This is a genomic window from Acidovorax sp. GW458-11-26-14-TSB4, from assembly GCF_059423865.1.
Genome location: NZ_JBWKYR010000001.1, coordinates 1,241,892 through 1,260,506 on the forward strand (window position 1 = coordinate 1,241,892; position 18,615 = coordinate 1,260,506).

At 66.9% G+C, this 18,615-nt stretch carries 16 protein-coding genes and 1 other RNA gene; 4 read left to right on the plus strand and 13 right to left on the minus strand.

The features are described 5' to 3' along the window. Positions 1 to 33 precede the first annotated feature (33 nt). The 4 genes from AC07X5_RS05930 to AC07X5_RS05945 form a co-directional block, all read right to left on the minus strand. Complete coding sequence (locus AC07X5_RS05930; RefSeq protein ID WP_409962938.1) at positions 34 to 1,047, minus strand: SDH family Clp fold serine proteinase; 1,014 nt, start codon at positions 1,045 to 1,047, stop codon at positions 34 to 36. Between the two features lie 37 nt (positions 1,048 to 1,084). After that, the gene (locus AC07X5_RS05935) at positions 1,085 to 1,897 is read right to left on the minus strand and encodes a hypothetical protein (protein WP_494769374.1); all 813 of its coding nucleotides are present in this window, start codon (positions 1,895 to 1,897) and stop codon (positions 1,085 to 1,087) included. 50 nt (positions 1,898 to 1,947) lie between these two features. Beyond that, a complete protein-coding gene (locus tag AC07X5_RS05940) occupies positions 1,948 to 2,685 on the minus strand; it encodes a hypothetical protein (protein WP_494769375.1) in 738 nt (245 codons plus the stop codon). Positions 2,686 to 2,977: 292 nt separating this feature from the next. Further along, entirely contained in the window at positions 2,978 to 4,117 is a 1,140-nt protein-coding gene (locus AC07X5_RS05945; RefSeq protein WP_494769376.1) for a slipin family protein, read from the minus strand. Between the two features lie 719 nt (positions 4,118 to 4,836). Here AC07X5_RS05945 and rtcR point away from each other — a divergent pair. Together rtcR and rnpB are read left to right on the plus strand one after the other, a co-directional pair. Next, the gene (gene rtcR / locus AC07X5_RS05950) at positions 4,837 to 6,462 is read left to right on the plus strand and encodes an RNA repair transcriptional activator RtcR (protein WP_494769377.1); all 1,626 of its coding nucleotides are present in this window, start codon (positions 4,837 to 4,839) and stop codon (positions 6,460 to 6,462) included. A gap of 9 nt (positions 6,463 to 6,471) precedes the next feature. Beyond that, positions 6,472 to 6,908: RNase P RNA component class A (gene rnpB / locus AC07X5_RS05955), an RNA gene on the plus strand. A gap of 38 nt (positions 6,909 to 6,946) precedes the next feature. Here the strand turns inward: rnpB and AC07X5_RS05960 are convergent. From AC07X5_RS05960 to AC07X5_RS05985, 6 genes are all read right to left on the minus strand, one after another. After that, complete coding sequence (locus tag AC07X5_RS05960) at positions 6,947 to 8,158, minus strand: M48 family metallopeptidase (RefSeq protein WP_494769378.1); 1,212 nt, start codon at positions 8,156 to 8,158, stop codon at positions 6,947 to 6,949. Continuing rightward, positions 8,158 to 9,426 carry a YjgN family protein gene (locus AC07X5_RS05965; protein ID WP_494769379.1) on the minus strand — a complete coding sequence of 423 codons (1,269 nt, stop codon included), beginning with the start codon at positions 9,424 to 9,426 and terminating at the stop codon, positions 8,158 to 8,160. The genes AC07X5_RS05960 and AC07X5_RS05965 overlap by 1 nt, the downstream gene beginning before the upstream one ends. A gap of 102 nt (positions 9,427 to 9,528) precedes the next feature. Continuing rightward, a complete protein-coding gene (locus AC07X5_RS05970) occupies positions 9,529 to 10,317 on the minus strand; it encodes an rRNA pseudouridine synthase (protein ID WP_494769380.1) in 789 nt (262 codons plus the stop codon). Next, positions 10,318 to 11,997 carry an MBL fold metallo-hydrolase gene (locus AC07X5_RS05975; protein ID WP_494769381.1) on the minus strand — a complete coding sequence of 560 codons (1,680 nt, stop codon included), beginning with the start codon at positions 11,995 to 11,997 and terminating at the stop codon, positions 10,318 to 10,320. Between the two features lie 42 nt (positions 11,998 to 12,039). Then, positions 12,040 to 12,792, minus strand: coding sequence for a maleate cis-trans isomerase family protein (locus tag AC07X5_RS05980; protein WP_494769382.1), 753 nt, complete (start codon positions 12,790 to 12,792; stop codon positions 12,040 to 12,042). A gap of 93 nt (positions 12,793 to 12,885) precedes the next feature. Next, positions 12,886 to 13,848, minus strand: a complete 963-nt coding sequence (locus AC07X5_RS05985) for a Bug family tripartite tricarboxylate transporter substrate binding protein (protein ID WP_494769383.1) — start codon at positions 13,846 to 13,848, stop codon at positions 12,886 to 12,888. A 100-nt stretch (positions 13,849 to 13,948) separates the two neighbouring features. On the opposite strand from AC07X5_RS05985, the gene AC07X5_RS05990 reads away from it, so the two are divergent. Continuing rightward, positions 13,949 to 14,818, plus strand: coding sequence for a LysR substrate-binding domain-containing protein (locus AC07X5_RS05990; RefSeq protein WP_494769384.1), 870 nt, complete (start codon positions 13,949 to 13,951; stop codon positions 14,816 to 14,818). A gap of 9 nt (positions 14,819 to 14,827) precedes the next feature. Here AC07X5_RS05990 and dkgB read toward each other — a convergent pair whose 3' ends face one another. Next, positions 14,828 to 15,640, minus strand: a complete 813-nt coding sequence (dkgB, locus tag AC07X5_RS05995; RefSeq protein WP_494769385.1) for a 2,5-didehydrogluconate reductase DkgB — start codon at positions 15,638 to 15,640, stop codon at positions 14,828 to 14,830. A 42-nt stretch (positions 15,641 to 15,682) separates the two neighbouring features. Then, a complete protein-coding gene (locus AC07X5_RS06000; RefSeq protein ID WP_494769386.1) occupies positions 15,683 to 16,885 on the minus strand; it encodes an MFS transporter in 1,203 nt (400 codons plus the stop codon). 114 nt (positions 16,886 to 16,999) lie between these two features. On the opposite strand from AC07X5_RS06000, the gene AC07X5_RS06005 reads away from it, so the two are divergent. After that, positions 17,000 to 17,884 (plus strand): LysR substrate-binding domain-containing protein, encoded by an 885-nt coding sequence (locus AC07X5_RS06005; protein WP_409958605.1) that lies wholly within the window; start codon positions 17,000 to 17,002, stop codon positions 17,882 to 17,884. Here AC07X5_RS06005 and AC07X5_RS06010 read toward each other — a convergent pair. Further along, entirely contained in the window at positions 17,881 to 18,585 is a 705-nt protein-coding gene (locus AC07X5_RS06010) for a glutathione S-transferase N-terminal domain-containing protein (protein WP_494769387.1), read from the minus strand. The genes AC07X5_RS06005 and AC07X5_RS06010 overlap by 4 nt on opposite strands. Between the last annotated feature and the right edge of the window lie 30 nt (positions 18,586 to 18,615).

The window sequence follows — 18,615 nt, forward strand, 5'->3', positions numbered from 1 at the left end:
TACTTTCCTTCTTCACTCTCTCTGTCTTTGGGCTCAGGCCACGTGCAGGGCCGTCTTGCGAATTTTGTTGCCATGGCGGTCGATGCGGCGCCAACTGCTGTTGTCGTTCATCGTGATCCACCGCCGTTCTTCGGCGCGGTAGAACCAGTCCTTGTCCTGCTGGTAGAACACCTGGGCACCCACGGTTTCCCAGATGTTGACGATCTCGTTGCCATGGGCGCGGAACTCGTTGAAGTCCGTCGTCGCCTTCTGGCCCATCTCGCTGTAGCAGCCGTTGAGCTGCAGCAGCAAGCGATTGACATCGTCGGGCATGCGCTCTGCCTTGAGTCCGATCTTCACCGCCTCATCCATGAGGATGGGGTAGCTGTGGGAGGGGTACTTGGAGTTGAGCGTCGTGGCGATCAGCTCTGCCGTTTCTTCCCGGTCGATGTGGTAACTCAGCAGCTCGCGGCACAGCATGATGGACAGCGACTCCGCGCGGTCCACTGCGCCGATCACCAGCGGATGAACGTACTGGAACAACGATTTGTAGGCGTTGTCCATGGTGTCCCCCTGCTGTTCACGCCACAGGCGAATCACGCGCTGCAGTTCGTTGAGGCTCACGCTGACACGGTCGTTGTCCCGGTCCAGCGGCGACAGCGCATGGTTGAGCGAGGTGTCCACCGCCGTGAGGTAGGCCGTCGGGCCCATCAGGATGCGGTCCGCGCCCAGCGCGATCATCGTTGCTGCCGACGCACACTCCAGCGGAACCAGCGCCACCAGGCGCTGACAGTGCTGGCGCAGCAGGTTCACGAGGCGCAGCGACACCTGGCCGCTGCCGCCATCGGACTTCAGGAACAGGTAGATCGTCTCATGCTGGCCCAGTTGTCCCAGGATGTCGTACAGGGCCACCACGTCGGAGTGGCACACCGAACCGCGCGGGCTGTTCCAGTAGCTGATGACCGGGCCGCCGAGCAACGCCGTGAGCTGTCCGATGACCGCCTGCGTCTTGCTGAACAGCACCGGAGGCTGCTTGATCTTGATGTCTTTCTTGGCTTGGGTTTCCATGGTGTTTGCCATTCCTTGTTCTTATCGTTGCGTGGCCTCATCCGCTGACCAGGTCGAACACTGCTTCCAGGATCTGTCGCGGGCCCATGCAGTTGCCGCAGGTACAGTGGGCGGGTCGTTCCATGGCGCTGCTATCGAGCGCCAGGATCTTCTGGGCAAAGCGCTGGCGGTTGGCGTCGTCGAGCAGCCAGGCTTTCATTGCCTCGCGGAATTCCGGCTGGTCTTCGGCGAAGGCGTTCTGGATCTCGTGCTTTCCCCAGAAGTCCCAGTAGCTCGCCTCGGTGTAGTGCAGCACGGCGCTCGGGCGCTCGTTGTCCAGCCAGTGCGCCAGCAGCGGTTGCAAGTTCACGCCGCCCTTGTGGAACATCAGCAGGATATCGAAGGCGTTGGCGCCATTGAACGGGCTGGGTTCGGGTCCGGTGTGCCCCAGGCCTTCGTTGAAGAAGGCCAGTGCGAAAGCATCCACGGCGGCACGCTCCTTGGGCGACAGGGCATCGGCCGGGCAGTTGCCCAGGCGGTCCAGGTACAGCTCGGTCGAGTGGTGCAGTTCCTCGCCCTGGGCCAGCAGCTCCAGCATGCGGGGCAGGAAGTACAGCAGTTCTTCAGGCGGCTGCTCGCTGCTCTTGGCGGAGCTGTTGTATTCGTAGAAGTGGCGCGTCGTCACCTGGCGCAGGGGCATGCGGCGCATCTCGCGCTCCAGCGCCTCGTCCATGCAGCAGGCCAGGCACACGTCCAGCGTGCTCTTGGGGGCCTCGTGGTGCTGGAACGCGGCGTAGGCAGCGTCCACCGCCGTGCGCAGGGCCGGGGGCAGGGCAGTGTCGGTGGCGGTTGCAGGTACTTTCGTCGTCATCATCTTCTCCGTGGCGCTCCGCGCGCCGTTCGGTCCTTCATCGCGCGCTGCTACTGCACCATTCCCTGGGCCGCAGCGTGTGCATAGTTCTTCAGTTCCTCATCGTGTGCCGGAACGCCGCAGATGAATTGCCCCACCCGCTCCTGCAGTTCGCTGGGGCGCAGCAGGGCGCGGCCCTCATGGCCGATGCCGTGCAGCGCCGAGACCTGCACGTCGCGGCAGGGCACCTTCAGCATCTGGCAGAACAGCTGCCACATCGCGTCCCGCCATTCGGGGATGTGCCTGGCGTTCCAGAAGGTCGGCCAGACGTCGAACCACATGTAGCAGACAAAGCCCAGCCGGCCGCTGCTGGTGCCGATGGCCTCGTGCACACGGGCCCTGCGCGGGCCGATGCAGTCGCTCCACAGCCGGGGGAAGGCCTGCAGCATGCGCACCGCATCCGCCAGCGGCACCGAGGGGTCTAGCACCTGCAGCGGGATGTCGCCGGCGTTGGTGCTCATCACGCAATTCAGGCCCATGCCCACCTGCTCGTCGTTGAAGGGCGCCAGGTCGGTGCCCGCGTTGGCGAACAGCACGGTCTGGATATGCGTCCATTGCAGCGCAGTGGCTTCGAAGCAGGGCCCGTCCATGTCCCAGTACCATTCGCGCTCCTTCTTGCCCGGGACGGGCCGGTCGAAGAGGTAGCGGATGGCGTCGGCGTACAGCGTGGCATCGAGTCCCAGGGACTCGGGTGTCACTGGCGACGAAGCCTGCCTTGCCAGGCGCTTTGCGCGCGCGGTCTGTTTCATGGTGTTCCTCTTTTCTTCTTTCTTCTTTTCTATCTGTCTGGTGGACGCGGCGGGATTCGAACCCGCATCTTTGCAGCGACCAGGGTGCTTTACTCCGCTGGCCCAGTGAACGGTTGGAAACGCGCGCCAGTGGCAGACCCGTCATCGGAGCCAGCACCTGCATCCTCAACCTTGCCCGTTCACCGACTCTCCCGCTGCACTCGGTGTTACCCGACCTGCCGGCAATAACAACATTTTTGGCAGTGGCGCTCCCTTCTGTGCCAGCGCGCCCGTGTTCCTCTTGACTCTTTCTTCAGCGCAGCTTCACCAGGCCGTTGAGCACTTGGTCCAGGCCGCCCACCACCGAGATCTTGTCGATGCGCTCAGCCACGCGTTCCAGCGTCTCCAGCTCCTTCATGCGCAGGGCGACAGGGTTGTCCTCCATCACCTTGGCGGTGTTGAGCAGTGAGCGCGTCGCGGCCGTTTCCTCGCGGCGGCGGATCACGTTGGCCTGGGCCTGCTTCTCCGCCTGCACCACCTGGGTCAGGATGGCCTTCATGTCGCCAGGCAGCACGATGTCCTTCACGCCGGCGCTCTCCAGCGCAATGCCGTAGGGCGCAAGCTTGGCGGCCATGTGGGCGTTCACCACCTCGTCGATCACCGTCTTGTTCTCCAGCAGCTCATCGAGCGTGCGGGTGCCCACGGCGGCGCGCAGCGCGAACTGCAGCTCGCGGTACAGGTGTTCTGCAGGCTTTTGCAGTTGGCTCCAGGCGCGCAGCACGTCGGTGTAGCGGAAGGTCGCGCACAGGTTGATGCGCAGGCCCACCTTGTCGCGGGTCATGATGTCCTGGCCCGAGACTTCCACCGATTGCAGGCGCAGGTCCACCAGCTCCACCGCCACGGTGCGGCCGTACTTCCAGAAGGCGTAGGCGCCAGCGGGCAGCAGGCGTTCCACCTTGCCATCCACCGTCAGCAGCGCGCAGGACGACTCGGGCACCTGCACCTGCAGCAGGCCGGCCAGGCCGGTTACCGTGCGGTGGCGCAGCTGGGGCTGCGTCAGGCGCGCCACCAGGGCGGCGGGCAGTTCGGGTCCGGCGTTCAGGTCGATCACCTGCACGGACACCTCCGCCTGGCCCTTCCAGTACAGGCGGCGGGTGCCAGGGGGCAGGATCTCCACCAGCACACCGTTCTCGCTGCGCAGGCCTACTTCGTTCTCGGCCAGCTCCACGCGCACGAATTCCGCAGCCACCACTTCGGGCTCGCGCGCCATCAGGTAGTCAGCCAGGGCGTGGGTGAAGGCAGGTTGTTCCAGCGCGAAGCTTTCCACGCGCAGTTGGTCCAGGCCGGCAAACAGCCAGTGCGTGCCGCTGTGCAGGACGCGGTCGAAGTCGCCGTTGCGCAGCAGCAGGGCGCGTTCGTTCTTCTTGACGGTGGTGCGTTGGATCTTCAGCATGTGTCTACCCTCGTTCTTTCTTGTTCAATGTCTTGCGGTTGCCGCATCGAATTGCATGGGGGCCGTTACAGCGGGGCAGTGGTCCCAGGGGGCGCGGTCCGGGCCCTGCAGTGCGCCGTGGCGGTGGCCCCGAGGGGGCTTTCGCCTGGGCTGGCTACGGGCGCGGGCCGTGCCGGGTGCTGGCACAAACCGCCACCGCTGACGGGGCAATGGCTTTCGGGCTGCGGCGCAACCCTTCTGTCCTTCACCCCGCGTCCGGCGGGTGGTCTTTCGACCGTTTCTTCAACAGCCGGCCCGAAGGCCGGAAGAATGGGCAGGAGTCGAACCTGCGACAGTCCCTTTGCAGGGGTGCTCTACCAGACTGAGCTACCAGTGGTGCAGGCCGGGAGTCGAACCCGGCAGTCCCTTGCGGGCTGGCTTCCACAGCCCTGCCGTCACCCGGCGCTCGCAGCGTGCGGCATGCGGGGAATCCAAAAGGCAATAAAGCCCCGGACTCCCGGCACCGGCAGGGCGGGCATTTGCCCCAACCCTGGCCTGTGAGCGTTCGCTGCTTGCGCCGAGTGCCTTGGTATCTGCGAATTGCGTGCCAGCCATCTGCTGAAACGCAAAAATTTTTCAAGTATTTGATTTGAAATAGGTTTTTTAAAAAGAGTAAGTGCTGGGTTTCTTGATGGTTTCTTGTTTGCTAGAATAAAAGCTATTTTTGTAGCTAGCTAGAGATGCACAAAAACAGGGTGGTCATCGGTTTCATCGGTACCCAGCTCGACTCCGGCAAGGGCGCGGGCCGGTGGGAGAAGTGGCGGCCCACCGTCTCGCTGGTCCAGCACGAGGACATGGTGGTGCACCGCATGGAGCTGCTGTACACCCCCGCCCACCAGGAGCTGGCGCACCAGGTGCGCACCGACATCGCCACCGCATCGCCCGAGACCACGGTGCGGCTGGTGCCCATGGAGATCGCCGACCCCTGGGACTTCGGCGAGGTCTATGCCAGGCTCTTCGACTGGACGCAGGCCTACCGCTTCGACACCGAGCGCGAGGAGTACTGGACCCACATCACCACGGGCACGCACGTGGCGCAGATCTGCCTGTTTTTGCTGGTGGAGTCGCGGCGCATTCCGGGTGTGCTGGCGCAGACCTCGCCGCCCAGGCGCCAGCAGATGGGCGACGCGGGCAGCTATGCGCTGATCGACCTGGACCTGTCGCGCTACGACGTCATCGCCCAGCGCTTCGGCGCCGAGCAGCGCGATGCGGTGGACTTCCTCAAGAGCGGCATCGCCACGCGCAACGCGCGCTTCAACGCGCTGATCGACGAGGTGGAGCGCGTGGCGGTGCGCTCGCGTGCGCCCATCCTGTTCACCGGGCCCACCGGAGCAGGCAAGTCGCACCTGGCGCGGCGCATGTACGAACTCAAGAAGGCCCGCCACCAGGTGGAGGGCGAGTTCGTCGAGGTCAACTGCGCCACCCTGCATGGCGATGGCGCCGCATCCACCCTGTTCGGCCACAAGAAGGGCGCTTTCACAGGGGCCGCGGCCGACCGGGCGGGTCTGCTGCGCACGGCGCACAAGGGCGTGCTGTTCCTCGACGAGATCGGCGAGCTGGGTCTGGACGAGCAGGCCATGCTGCTCAAGGCGGTGGAGGAAAAGCGCTTTTACCCCATGGGCAGCGACCGCGAGGTGGCCAGTGATTTCGAGCTGATCGCCGGCACCAACCGCGACCTGCGCACCGAAGTGGCGGCCGGGCGCTTCCGCGAAGACCTGTACGCGCGCATCAACCTCTGGAGCTACCAGCTGCCCGGCCTGGCCCAGCGGCCCGAGGACATCGAACCCAACCTGGACCACCTGCTGGCGCGCACCGGCACGGAGCTGGGCCGCACGGTGCGCCTCTCGGCCGAGGCGCGCACTGCCTACCTGCGCTATGCCCAGTCGCCCGATGCGCTGTGGAGCGGCAACTTCCGCGACCTGTCCGCCAGCGCCACGCGCCTGGCCACGCTGGCCGACAGTGGCCGTATCGGCCTGCCTTTGGTGGAGGCGGAGATCGCCCGCCTGCAGTGGCTGTGGCAACCGGCAAAGGCCGCACGTGATGGAGGTGGTGCGGTTGGGGATGCCATTGATCTGAACACGCTTCTCGACGAGGCACAGATCAAGGCCATGGACCTGTTCGACCAGCTTCAACTGGCCGCCGTGCTGCGCGTGTGCCGGCAGGCGCGCACCCTGTCCGATGCGGGGCGGCAGTTGTTCCAGGCCTCGCGCGCGCAGCGCACGGTGGTCAATGATGCCGACCGCCTGCGCAAATACCTGGCCCGGTTTGGCCTGGATTGGGAGTCGGTCATCCGCGGTGAACGATAATCGCTCTGTGAAGCGCGCCAGACCGCCGCTGGTGCAATCTGGGAAACCAGGCACTGGAGGAACGTCCGGACTGCACAGGACAGCGTAGCAGCTAACGGCTGCCCACCGCGAGGTGAGGATCAGAGCAACAGAGACGAGTTCGGACACGGGACCACCAGGGGTGTTCTGTGGGCCGCCAGCGCAAGCTGGCTGCGGATGGCGCAAGCCAGACGGTTCCCGGCGCAAGCCGGGAAAGCCCACAGCCACCTCGGGCGCGTTCCGCGCCCGAGGTGAAACGGGCAATCTCTACGCGCAGCAATACCAAGTAGGCCAGCGTTGATGTGGTTCCGCAGAGCTGGCGGGTAGGTAGCATCGAGCCGGCGTGGCGACACCCGGCCCAGAGTAATGGCGGTCACGCCGCGGGCAACCGCGGCGCACAGAATCCGGCTTATCGGCGCGCTTCACACTTAATTCCATGGCCGGTCTTTCCGGCCATCCCAGTGCTTCAGGCAGGCTTGGGGCAGTGCATCGCATGCCCCTGCTCCAGTTCCTTGGCGCGCTCCACGGTGTCGGGGTGGCTGCTCAGCAGGGACCACACGGGGCCCATGGTCTCCGGTTCCTTCTTCGCCGCGGCGGTCTCCGTCGGGGCACTCGCGCCCTCCTTGGCTGAGGTGGCGGCTTTGTTCTTCTTGTCGGCCTTCTCTTCGGCGTCCTCATCCTGCGCAATGGCCAGCAGCAGCTTGCCCATGGGCGCCGTGGGCAGCTTGGCGTGGCCCATGAGGGCGATGGCAAAGCAGTCGGCCTCACGCTCGTGGTTGCGGCTATAGGCCAGGCCGGTGAGCACCGAGGCGCCGGTGGATACGATGCCCGATACGTCACCCAGCGCCAAACCCATGCCCATCTGCAGCACGCCCTGCTGCACGATCATGCGCGTGGTGTGGCGCTGGGCTACATGGCCGACCTCGTGGGCCAGCACGCCGATCAGGGCGTCGTCGCTGAGCCCTTGCTTCTCCGCCGCCTTGGCCAGGCCGTCGGTCATCACCACCGTGCCACCGGGCAGGGCAAAGGCGTTGGCGCCCATCCCTGAACGGAACGACAGGGTGTAGGTGGGCCGGTAGCCCTGATAGCGCTGCAGCCCCGTGGGCATCTGCTGCACCAATTCATTGAATCGCGCCTGCAGCTCAAGCTGGCGCTCCCTGGGCAGCTTGCTGGGCTTGAGCGTGCCTTTGTCCATCTGCGTGAGCACATTGCTGGCCACGCTGGTTTCCCAGGAAACGGGAACGAAGCGCGTGAGTTCCGTGGCAGCCCAGGGCGTGCCATAGCGGTAGAACAGACTCAGCCCGACGACGGCGATGGCCGTCACCCCCAGCAGCACGGGCCAGCGGTTCTGCATGCGCTCTGCCAGGCTGGGGCGTGCGCCCGCGGCGGCCAAGGCCGCTTGCCATTGGGCCACGGCATCGATTTCCAGGCTGCCGTGGTCGCGCAGGTCCACCACCACGCGCTGCTGCGGGCGGCGTTCACTCCAGGCTTCGGGCCAGCCGACCTGGCCCCAGGAGAACACGGTGGGGGCCGCGCCGGGCTGGGACACCGGGTGCAGCGCCAGCGAGGGGCCCTTGGGTGTGGGCTGCAGGCCCACGAGCACCGGCTTGGCCTGGCTGCTCAAGCCATCGAACCAGCGCCCGGGAACCAGTTCCCCGGAAGGGGCTGCCGTGCCCATCAGCCGATCAGGTCCAGGCCTGCGGCGTCGGCCAGGGCATCACCGATGCCGCCTTGCTGCTGCTGGCGCACCATGGCGCCTGTCACCTGGTCCACGCCGCCCTTGACATGCAGGGTGACCGACTCGGCCTTCATGCGGTACTCGCTCACGCGCGCAAACGGGCGGTACAGGCCCAGCGTGAGCAGGGTCAGGAACAGGTTCTTGATGCGCAGGAGCACGAAGCTGCGCGTACGCAACCCGCACTTGAAGCGCGCCACCTGGCTCAGGCCGATGTTGTCCCACATCAGCTGGAACATGCGCGCTTCGCGGTAGGCGCGTGCCGGCGCCGAGGTCAGCAGCAGCATGAAGATACCGCCGAATATGCCCACCACGATGGCCACCATGATCAAGGCGAACGAGCGGTTCTTGGCATCGTCGATGAACAGTGCCGCAGTCCCGCCGGCCAGCACGCCCACCACCACGGTGACACCGATCGCGAACAGCAGGAACACGGCGACCGTGGCCAGCCAGACCTTGATGAAATCCATGTACACCGGCTTCCAGCGGCCGGTTTCGGCACCCACCTGGGTGCGCAGCACCAGCAGGCTCTTGTAGTTGTATTCGAGCCGGATGACGCACATGATCGACAGCAGCAAGCCCATGGCCAGCAGGCCCCAGATGCCGGCCGTCATGGTGGGCAGGTCGGCGTCGCTGCTTTCGTCCGCCAGTTCCTGCAGGGCGCTGGCCGATTCGGGCGCCAAGTACTGGATGCCGAAGAACACGCCGAACCACACCAGGGCGATCGCGAACACGGGCCAACTGGCCTTGTAGACCTCGCGCCAGGGGGCAGTGAACTGCAGGCGCAGGCCGCGCCAGCGCGTGGAGCCCAGGCGAAAGCGCATGGCGCTGCCCCAGATGAAGGGCGACAGCAGGGCGCCCGCCAGCAGGAAGACCCCGACGGCCGTGTCCTGCCCGGTGTTGACGGCGATCTGGTAGGCGATGCTGATCATCACCAGGATGATGAAGCCCTTGACCATGCGGCCCTGCTGGGCCGTGAATTCGAGCGGGCTGCCGGCCACCACCGTGTGGCCGTAGAAGTACTGGGCGGTACGCCGCCGCGCCCAGGGGGTATAGAAGCCCAGGGTGAGGATGGTCAGCAGCACGTTGACGATCCACACGCGGAAGTATTCGCCGCCGCTGCCGGTGAACTCGAGCGGATGCGCGTCGATGTCCTGCGCCGCGAAGGTCGAAACGGGCGCCGCACCGGCCCCGGTTTGCTGATGGTCCATGGACTCCCTCCTGTTATGGCGGGCAGTGTATCAGCGGCTTGTGGCGGCGCGCCATCCCTCGAAACGGTGATTGCTCACCTTTTGATAGCTGGCCAGTGCTGCTCAGAATCGCTCCCAGGGCTGCAGGTAGCGCCACTGGCCCTCGGGCACCTTGGCCAGGGGCACGCGGCCGATGCGGATGCGCTTGATGGCCACCACGCGCAGGCCCACGGCTTCGCACATGGCCGGGATCTGCCCGGGGCGAATGCCCTTGAGCGCAAAGCGCAGCCGGGTCTCGTTCTGCCAGCTCACCTTGATGGGCGGCAGCGGCCGGCCGTTGAACGACAGGCCATGGCACAGGCGCTGCAGGCCATTGGCCGCGATCTCGCCGGCCACCTCCACGATGCACTCCTGCTCCAGCGATTCGATGTCCTCGGCCAGCTTGCGCGCAATGCGCTTGTCCTGGGTGTAGACCACCAGGCCACTGGCTTCGGTGGGCAAGGGGGTGAAGCATTCGAGCTGGCGGAAATGGCGCTGCAGCACGCGGATGCCCGAGGCGTCTTCGGGCAGGTGCGAGGCGGACGACAGCAGCGTCAGTGCGGGCGCTGCCCCCTGGCTGCGGCTGCCGTGTGCGGCGCCGGCCTGTCCGGGTGCGCCCAGGCCGGCCTCGAAACCTGCGGGCTTGTGCAGCAGCAGGGTCACGGGCGTCAACTCCAGCAGGCTGGCATTCGGGTCCACGGTCACGCTCTGGCGCGGCGCCACGCGTGCGCCGGGGGCCTCGACGATGGCGCCATCGACGCTCACGAAGCCGCCCTCGATGAATTGCTCGGCCGTGCTGCGCGAGCAGTTGAGCTGCTCGGCCACGCGCTTGGCCAGGCGCACATGGCCGGCTTCAGGGTTTTTTTCAGTCATTCAGTGTGGGGTGTTTTCATTCCCCGGTTCCATTGCGCGGATACGTTCGACATGGGCGAGCAGCGAGCGCTGGGCCACCGGCCACATGCGCGGCGGCACATCGTCGTAGGCATGGCGCACCCAATCCTCCATGCTGCCCTGGGGCAGGGCCTGCATGGCAGCCAGCACCTTGGCCTCGCGCGCCAGGCGGTGGGCCTTCAGGCGGGCGATGGCGCTGCGCGCCTCGCCCAGCACATGGCCGTGGGCTGGCAGGATGAAGCCCACGCCCTGCTTCTCGCAGGCCGCATCCAGCGCATCCAGCGAATCTAGGTAGTCGGCCATGTTGCCATCCGGCGGGTCGACCACCGTGGTGCTGCCGTTCAGGATGTGGTCGCCGCTGAACAGCAGGCCGTCTTCTTCCAGCAGCAGGCACAGGTGGTTGGCGGCATGGCCGGGCGTGTGGATCACCCGCAGGGTGTGATTGGTGGCGGCATCGGCCACCTTGGCCGAGAGCACGAGTCTTTCACCGTGGGCGAGTTCGCGTTCGGGCGTGAAGGCGCTGGCAACCCGCGCCGTGGGCGCCGAGGGCAGGCCCAGGATGGGCGGTGCCGGCCGGCCGGCCTGCACGCACAGGGCCTGCAGAGGAGCGGCCCCCGGCGAGTGGTCAGGGTGCGAATGCGTGCAGACGATGGCACGGATGTCGCCGCCGGCGGTGCGCCAGAGCTTCTCCAGGTGCTCGGGGTCGGCCGGGCCCGGGTCGATGGCGATGAAGCCCGTGGTCGGGTCGCCCACCAGGTAGCTGTTGGTGCCCGGGCCGGTCATCACGCCCGAGTTGGGCGCCGTGAGGCGCTGCACGTTTTTGAGCAAGGGCACGGCATGGTCGGTCTGCCAGTCCAGCGGGTGCACGATCTGGCCGTCGGGGCAGACCAGGGCCAGCTCGCCGAAGGGCATCTCGTCTTCCATGTAGCGCGCCTCCTTGCCGACCAGCAGGCCGGCGCGCGGGCAGCTCACCCACAGCGGTTGCTCGCTGGCCAGGGCGTCGAGCACGGCCTGGGTGTTCTTGAACTTGGCCAGCCGCTGCAGCGTGCGGATGGTCGGGAAGATCATGAAGAACTGGCCCGCCTCGTGCCGCGCCAGCGCATCGGTCGGTCGTACCCACACGGGCTCGAACTGCTCCGCTTCGTCGGCCACCGGCGTCTGGCCCTGGGGCATGCGGGCGGCCAGGAAGGGCACTTCGAAGCGGCGCGGCAGGTCGCGGTCGGCCGTCCAGTAGGCCAGCAGGTAGACGCTGTCGGCCGCCAGGCGCAGGCCGCGGGCCTCGCACTGCGCGGCAAAGGGCGCACTGCGGTCCAGGGTTGCGATGTCGGCGGCATCGGCCATGCGGCCATCGGCGTGGCGCGCCAGCAGCACGCCCAGCTCCTCGAAGCTCTCGCGGATGGCGGCGACCGCCTGCGTCAGGTGCAGATCGCTTTGGGCCGGGCGGCGGTCTGCCACGTGGTGCGACTGGGCGTCCAGTGCATCAATGCCTCCACCGGGGAAGACATAGGCCCCCGGCGCAAAGCTTGCGTTGGGCGAGCGCCGCGTCATCAGGATCTCCAGCGCGCCGTCGCCTTCGGCATCGCGCAGCAGCAGCACGGTGGCGGCCAGGCGCGTGGGGACGGGTTCGCGGTGGGGATGGAGTTGTTGGCTTGGGCGGGGCATGGACCCATTATCGGGTTTTGCCCCGCCGCCTGCCGGCTGCGCTCAGTAGGCTCCTGACAGCAGTGCCCCGGCCTGGGGCACGCGGGTTTCCAGCCCCAGGCGCTTGAGCATGGCCCATGTGGTGCACGCGGCCGCCGAAACGACGGGAATGCCCAGCCGGTCCTGCGCCACCTGCACCGAGGCCAGCGAAGGCATCTGCACGCAGGCAGAGATCACCACCACATCCACCCCGCGGGTGTCCAGGCGTTCCACCAACTGCGCGGGCGCCGCCGGGTCCTGCGCGCCCACCTCCAGGTTGTCGGCGATTTCCAGCGACAGGCTGTCGTGCACGGCAATGCCCTCGTGCTCGATGTAGTCCACCACCAGTTGGGTCAGTGGCTTCATGTAGGGCGTGAGCACCGAGACCTTCTTCGCACCCATGGCCTTGAGCCCTTCGACCAGGGCGCCGGCGCTCGACACCACGGGCGCGGGCTTGCCATTGGCCACGGTGACCTCATGCAGGCGCTTCTCGGACGTGCGGTGGTAGCCCAGGCCCATGCTCATGATGGCCACCAGGCAGGCATAACCCATCACGTCCATCCTTCCATCAGAGAGCTCCAGCGCGCAGCGGTCGGAATCGCGGTCCATGGCGGCCAGTTCTTCCTTGGTGACCTTCTGCATGCGCATGCGGCTGGCGTGGAAGCTGAAGCGCTCGGCCAGGATCTGCTCGCGCGCGCGCAGCATGGCGGGGATCTCGGTCTCCATGGTGGTGTTGGAGCTGGGCACGATCTGCCCGATGCGGTAGGTGCGTTGCATGGCGGGGGCCTTTCAGAAATGGATGGGCAAAGCGCGGCCCCACCCGGCACGGCGGTGCCGGGCTTCGGGGCAGTCAGGATGGTGAGGGTTCGGTCAGTCGGCCTTGATGCCGGCGGACTTGATGGTCTTGGCCCAGTAGGCGGTCTCGGTCTTCACCAGATCACCCAACGCCTCGGGCGGCAGGTAGCGCAGTTCGATCCCGGCGGCATCGGCGCGCTGGCGGGTTTCGGGCATCTCCAGCGCCTTCTTCACGTCGGCGGTGAGCTTGCTGACCACGGCGGGCGGCGTGGCGGCCGGGGCGAACAGGCCCACCCAGGCTTCGAGCTTGAAGTCCGGCATGCCGGCCTCGGCCACCGTGGGCACGTTGGGCAGGCCGGGGTGGCGCTTGCTGCCGGTCACGGCAAAAGCCTTGAGCTTGCCGCTGACCACATGCTGCATCACGGACGGCGGCGTGGTGATGAACACCTGCACCTGCCCCGCCAGCACGTCGGCCACGGCCGGGCCCGAACCGCGGTAGGGGATGTGGGTCATGAAGGTGCCGCTCTGCTGCTTGAAGATCTCGGTGCCGATGTGCGAGAGCGAGCCATTGCCCTGCGATGCGTAGTTGACCTTGCCCGGGTTGGCCTTGAGGTAGGCGATGAATTCCTTGAGATTGTTGCCCGGCACCGAGGGGTGGGCGGCGATCACGTTGGTCGCCACGGTCAGCAGGGCCACGGGGGCGAAGTCTTTGGCCTCCCAGGGCAGGCTGGGGGTCAGCGCCGGGTTGCCCACATGGTAGGCCGAGTACGAGATCAGCAGGTTGTAGCCGTCGGCCTTGGCGCGGGCCACGGCGCCATAGGCCACGTTGCCGCTGCCGCCGGCCTTGTTGTCGATCACCACGGGCTGGCCGATCACGCGCGCCAGGGGCTCGTTGAGCAGCCGGGCCGAGGTGTCCACCACCCCGCCGGGCGGGTTGGGAACGGTGAGCGTGATGGCCTTGCTGGGGTAGTTGTCCTGCGCCAAGGCCATGCCCGACAGGGCCAGCGTGGCAGCCAAAAGGCTGTGCTTGATCGTCATGTTTGTCTCCACCTGGTTGTTGTAGTCAGGGGTATTGTCGAAACAAGCGAACCTTCGGTCCAATATATTGTTGGTCTTGATCAAGACTTGAAAAGTATCAATGGAACTGCGGCACCTGCGTTATTTCATCACCCTGGCCGAAGAACTGAGTTTCACGCGCGCCGCGCAGCGCCTGCATGTCTCGCAGCCGCCGCTGAGCCTGCAGATCGCTCAGCTGGAGCAGGAGCTGGGCGCCCAGTTGTTTGTGCGCACCAGCCGGCGCGTGGAGCTCACACTCGCCGGCCAGGCCTATCTGGTCGACGCGCGCGCGGTACTGGAGCGGCTGGACACGGCGCGCCATCGCGTGGCGGCCATCGGCCAGGGGCAGGCGGGGCGCATCGAGGTGGGGCTCTCGGGCTCGCATTTCCTGGGGCCATTTCCCGCAGCGTTGGCGCGTTACCGGCAAAGCCATGCGGGCGTGGACGTGGTGCTGCACGAGATGCAGCCCTCGCTGCAGCAGGCGGCGCTGCGTGACAAGCGCATCGACGTGGGCATCTCGCGCACGGCGGTCAACGACGACCAGTTGGCCAGCACCCTGCTGTGGCCCGACCCCGTGGTGGCGGCCCTGCCACCGGGCCACGCGCTGGCCGCGCGCAAGGCGCTGGCCTTGAAAGACCTGCGCAGCGAGACCTTCGTGATGCTGCGCCGCGACTCGTCGGCCCATGCCGAGCACATGGTGCAGTGCTGCGTGCAGGCCGGCTTTGCGCCCCGGGTGGCGCAGACCACGGTGGAGCTGGCGGCGCTCCTGAGCCTGGTGGCTGCAGGGCTGGGCGTGGCGCTGGTGCCATCGTCCCTGGGGGCGCTGTTCGGGCCCCGCGTGGTGTTCAAGCCCCTGGGCGCCAGGGCACCCAGGGCCGACGTGCATGCGCTGCAGCGGCGCGACGACCACCTGGGCGTGGTGCCGGCCTTCGTGCGTGTGGTGGCCGGCTGAGGTGAGCGGTCAGTCCCAGGCGGGAGCCAGGCCTTCAGGGTCTACCAGTCGGCCTCCACGGTCCAGTGCAGCGATCTGCGCCATCTCGGCGTCGTGGAGGTGCAACTGCTGCGCTTTCAGGTTGCTGGCGAGGTTCGCGCGCCGGGTGGAGGAGGGGATCACCGCGTAGCCCTGCTGCAGCGCCCAGGCCAGGGCCACCTGCGCCGGGGTGGCGCCATGGGCACGGGCGATGGCTTCGATGACAGGGTCGCCCAGCACCTTGCCGTAGGCCAGTGTCATGTACGAGGTGATGTGGATGCCCTGGCTCCGGGCAAAGTCGGCCACGGTGCGGTTCTGCAGGTAGGGGTGCAGTTCGATCTGGTTGGTGGCGATGGCGCTTGCGCCCACAGCGGCAATGGCCTGCTGCATCAGCGCCACGGTGAAGTTGGAGACGCCGATCTGCGCGGCCAGGCCCTGAGCCTTGGCTTCGGCCAGGGCGCCCATGTACTCGGCCACGGGCACGGCGCCGCCCGGAGAGGGCCAGTGGATCAGCGCCAGGTCCACCTGCTCGGTGCGCAGCTGGGCGAGGCTGCCCTTGAGGCTGGGGATGAGCTTGTCCGCAGCCAGGTTCTCGGTCCAGACCTTGGTGGTGATGAACAGCTCGCTGCGCGGCACGCCGCTGTCGGCGATGGCCTGGCCGACGGCCGCCTCGTTGCCGTAGATCTGGGCGGTGTCGATGAGGCGGTAGCCCAGGTCGAGCGCGTTGCGCACCGAGCCGATGGCAACCTGGTCCTGCAGGCGGAAGGTGCCCAGTCCGAAGGCGCGAATGGAAGAGGAATGCATGAAGAAAGTCTCCGTGTGTGTGGAAAGAAAAAGGGGAAAGGGTCAGTGGCCCACAGGGACCGGGCCTGCGGCCCGCACCGGGATGCCGGCGCGGCGGTCCAGCACGCCGCTGTAGTGCGCCAGTGCCAGGGAGCCCAGCACCACCACGGCGCCGATCCAGGGCGTGTGCATGAGGCCCAGGTGTGTCACGATCAGGCCACCGGCCCAGGCGGCGCCGGCAATGCCCAGGTTGAAGGCGGCGATGTTCAGGCCCGAGGCCACGTCCACCGCCTGGGGCGTGAAGCGCTCCGCCTGCTTGACCACATAGACCTGCAAGCCCGGCACGTTGCCAAAGGCCACTGCACCCCAGAGCAGCACGGTCGCCAGCGCCAGCCAGGGGTGCGGCGCGGTGAACTGCAACAACAGCAGCACGGCGGCCAGCAGTGCGAACACGATGCGCAGCGCAGGGATCGGGCCCAGCCGGTCGGCCAGCCGACCGCCCCAGAGGTTGCCCACGGCGACCGACACGCCATAGACCAGCATCACCCAGCCCACTGCGCCGGCGCTGAAGCCCGAGATGTCGGTGAGGATGGGCGCGAGGAAGGTGAAGGGGATGAAGCTGCCGCTGTAGCCGATGGCCGTCTTGGCATACACCAGCAACAGGCGCGGCTCGGCCAGCACCCGGGCCTGCTGCAGCAGCGAGGCCGTTGGCGTGTGGGCGATGTTGCGCGGCCCGAAGAGTGCGCTGCCGATGAAGGCGATCACCCCCAGGGCCGAGACGGCCAAAAAGGTCTCGCGCCAGCCGAAGTGCTGGCCGATGAAGGTGCCCAGCGGCACGCCCGTGACCAGGGCCACGGTGAGGCCGGTGAACATGACGGCAATGGCGCTGGCGGCCTTCTCCTTGGGCACCAGGCCGGTGGCGATGGTCGAGCCGATGGAGAAGAACACCCCGTGTGCCAGGCCGGTGAGGATGCGTGCGGCCACCAGCGATTCGTAGCTGGGCGCCTGCCAGGCGAGCAGGTTGCCGGCGGTGAACAGGGCCATCAGCGACAGCAGCAGTGCCTTGCGCGGCAGCTTGCCGGTCAGGGCGGTGAGCACCGGGGCGCCGACGGCGACTCCCAGTGCATACAGGCTCACCAGCAGGCCCGCCGAGGGGATGCTGATGGACAGGTCGGCCGCCACTGTGGGCAGCAGGCCGACGATCACGAACTCGGTCGTGCCGATGGCGAATGCGCTGAGCGTCAGCGCGAGCAAGGCAATGGGCATGGGAACACTCCTGTGGGAATGGGCAGGAGTGTGGGCTTTCCAGTCTTGCAAAAAAAGATGGTTACGTTCGATAGATAATTGACTGTGAATCAATAATCAAGGACGGAGAAGCCCGTGAAAACCACCCTCGAAGAGTTGCAGGCCTTTGTCTCTGTGGTCGATGGCGGCTCCATCACAGCCGCCGCCGACCAGCTGGCTCAGACTGTCTCGGGTATCAGCCGGGCCCTCTCGCGGCTGGAGAAGAAGCTCGACACCACCCTGCTGCGCCGCACCACGCGCCGCATCGAGCTGACCGAGGAGGGGCAGGCTTTCTTGCTGCGCACGCGCGCCATCCTTGCATCCATCGACGAAGCCGAGGAGAGCATGGCAGCGCGGCGCCAGCAGCCCTCGGGCCGGCTGCGCGTGAATGCGGCCACCCCGTTCATGCTGCACGCCGTGGTGCCGCTGGTGCCCGCGTTCCGCAGTGCCTATCCGGGGATCACGCTGGAGCTCAACACGGACGAGATGAACATCGACCTGCTGGAGCAGCGCACGGACGTGGCTATCCGCATCGGCCGGCTGCAGGACTCGACCCTGCATGCGCGCCCGCTGTGCACCAGCCGCCTGCGCGTGCTGGCCAGCCCCGGCTACCTGGCGCGCGCGGGCAGGCCCAAAAGCGTGGCCGACCTGGCGGGCCATACCCTGCTGGGCTTCAACCAGCCCGAGTTGCTCAACCGCTGGCCGCTGCGCGGCGCGCATGGGGACGAATGGCCCATCGCGCCCGGCATCACCGCGTCCAGCGGCGAAACGCTGCGCCAGCTGGCACTGCAAGGCGTGGGGCTGGCGTGCCTGTCGGACTTCATGACCGCTGGCGACCGTGAGAGCGGCGGCTTGGTGCAGGTGCTGGCGCGCGACACGGTGGACGTGCGCCAGCCCATCAACGCGGTCTACTACCGCAACACGCAACTGGCCGCGCGCATTGCGTGCTTCCTGGACTTTCTCCAGGAGCGGATGGCTTAGCCCCGGGCGGGGATGTTCAAGCCTTTGTCCACGGCAGGGCGGGCCACGAAGGCCTTCAGCACACGCTGGACTTCCTTGAACTGGTCGAACTCCACCAGTTCGCCCGCGCCATAGAAGCCCACCAGGTTGCGCACCCAGGGCAGGGTGGCGATGTCGGCAATGGTGTAGGTGTCGCCCATGATCCACTGGCGGCCGGCCAGGCGCTGGTCCAGCACGCCAAGCAAGCGCTTGGATTCGGCCACATAGCGGTCGCGCGGGCGCTTGTCCTCATAGTCCTTGCCGGCGAACTTGTGGAAGAAGCCGAGCTGGCCGAACATAGGGCCGACACCGCCCATCTGCCACATCACCCATTGCAGGGTTTCGTAGCGGCCCGCCGCGTCCTCTGGCATCAACTGGCCGGTCTTGCTGGCCAGGTAGACCAGGATGGCGCCGGATTCGAACAGCGCCAACGGCTTGCCGTCCGGGCCGTTGGGGTCCAGGATGGCAGGGATCTTGTTGTTGGGGTTGAGCGACAGGAATTCGGGCGAGGTCTGGTCGTTGGTCTCGAAGCTCACCAGGTGCGGCTCATAGGGCAGGCCCAGTTCCTCCAGCGCGATGGACGCCTTCACGCCGTTGGGCGTGGGCAGCGAGTACAGCTGGATGAGGTCCGGGTGCTGGGCGGGCCACTTGCGGGTGATGGGGAAATCGGAAAGTTCGGCCATGGGTTCTCCTGGTTCGTTCTGTGAAAAGAA

Excerpts from the sequence above, each read along its gene's own strand:
- AC07X5_RS05930 (WP_409962938.1), bottom strand. The coding sequence starts at position 1,047 with ATGGAAACCCAAGCCAAGAAAGACATCAAGATCAAGCAGCCTCCGGTG.
- AC07X5_RS05935 (WP_494769374.1), bottom strand. The coding sequence starts at position 1,897 with ATGACGACGAAAGTACCTGCAACCGCCACCGACACTGCCCTGCCCCCG.
- AC07X5_RS05940 (WP_494769375.1), bottom strand. The coding sequence starts at position 2,685 with ATGAAACAGACCGCGCGCGCAAAGCGCCTGGCAAGGCAGGCTTCGTCG.
- AC07X5_RS05945 (WP_494769376.1), bottom strand. The coding sequence starts at position 4,117 with ATGCTGAAGATCCAACGCACCACCGTCAAGAAGAACGAACGCGCCCTG.
- rtcR (WP_494769377.1), top strand. The coding sequence starts at position 4,837 with ATGCACAAAAACAGGGTGGTCATCGGTTTCATCGGTACCCAGCTCGAC.
- AC07X5_RS05960 (WP_494769378.1), bottom strand. The coding sequence starts at position 8,158 with ATGGGCACGGCAGCCCCTTCCGGGGAACTGGTTCCCGGGCGCTGGTTC.
- AC07X5_RS05965 (WP_494769379.1), bottom strand. The coding sequence starts at position 9,426 with ATGGACCATCAGCAAACCGGGGCCGGTGCGGCGCCCGTTTCGACCTTC.
- AC07X5_RS05970 (WP_494769380.1), bottom strand. The coding sequence starts at position 10,317 with ATGACTGAAAAAAACCCTGAAGCCGGCCATGTGCGCCTGGCCAAGCGC.
- AC07X5_RS05975 (WP_494769381.1), bottom strand. The coding sequence starts at position 11,997 with ATGCCCCGCCCAAGCCAACAACTCCATCCCCACCGCGAACCCGTCCCC.
- AC07X5_RS05980 (WP_494769382.1), bottom strand. The coding sequence starts at position 12,792 with ATGCAACGCACCTACCGCATCGGGCAGATCGTGCCCAGCTCCAACACC.
- AC07X5_RS05985 (WP_494769383.1), bottom strand. The coding sequence starts at position 13,848 with ATGACGATCAAGCACAGCCTTTTGGCTGCCACGCTGGCCCTGTCGGGC.
- AC07X5_RS05990 (WP_494769384.1), top strand. The coding sequence starts at position 13,949 with ATGGAACTGCGGCACCTGCGTTATTTCATCACCCTGGCCGAAGAACTG.
- dkgB (WP_494769385.1), bottom strand. The coding sequence starts at position 15,640 with ATGCATTCCTCTTCCATTCGCGCCTTCGGACTGGGCACCTTCCGCCTG.
- AC07X5_RS06000 (WP_494769386.1), bottom strand. The coding sequence starts at position 16,885 with ATGCCCATTGCCTTGCTCGCGCTGACGCTCAGCGCATTCGCCATCGGC.
- AC07X5_RS06010 (WP_494769387.1), bottom strand. The coding sequence starts at position 18,585 with ATGGCCGAACTTTCCGATTTCCCCATCACCCGCAAGTGGCCCGCCCAG.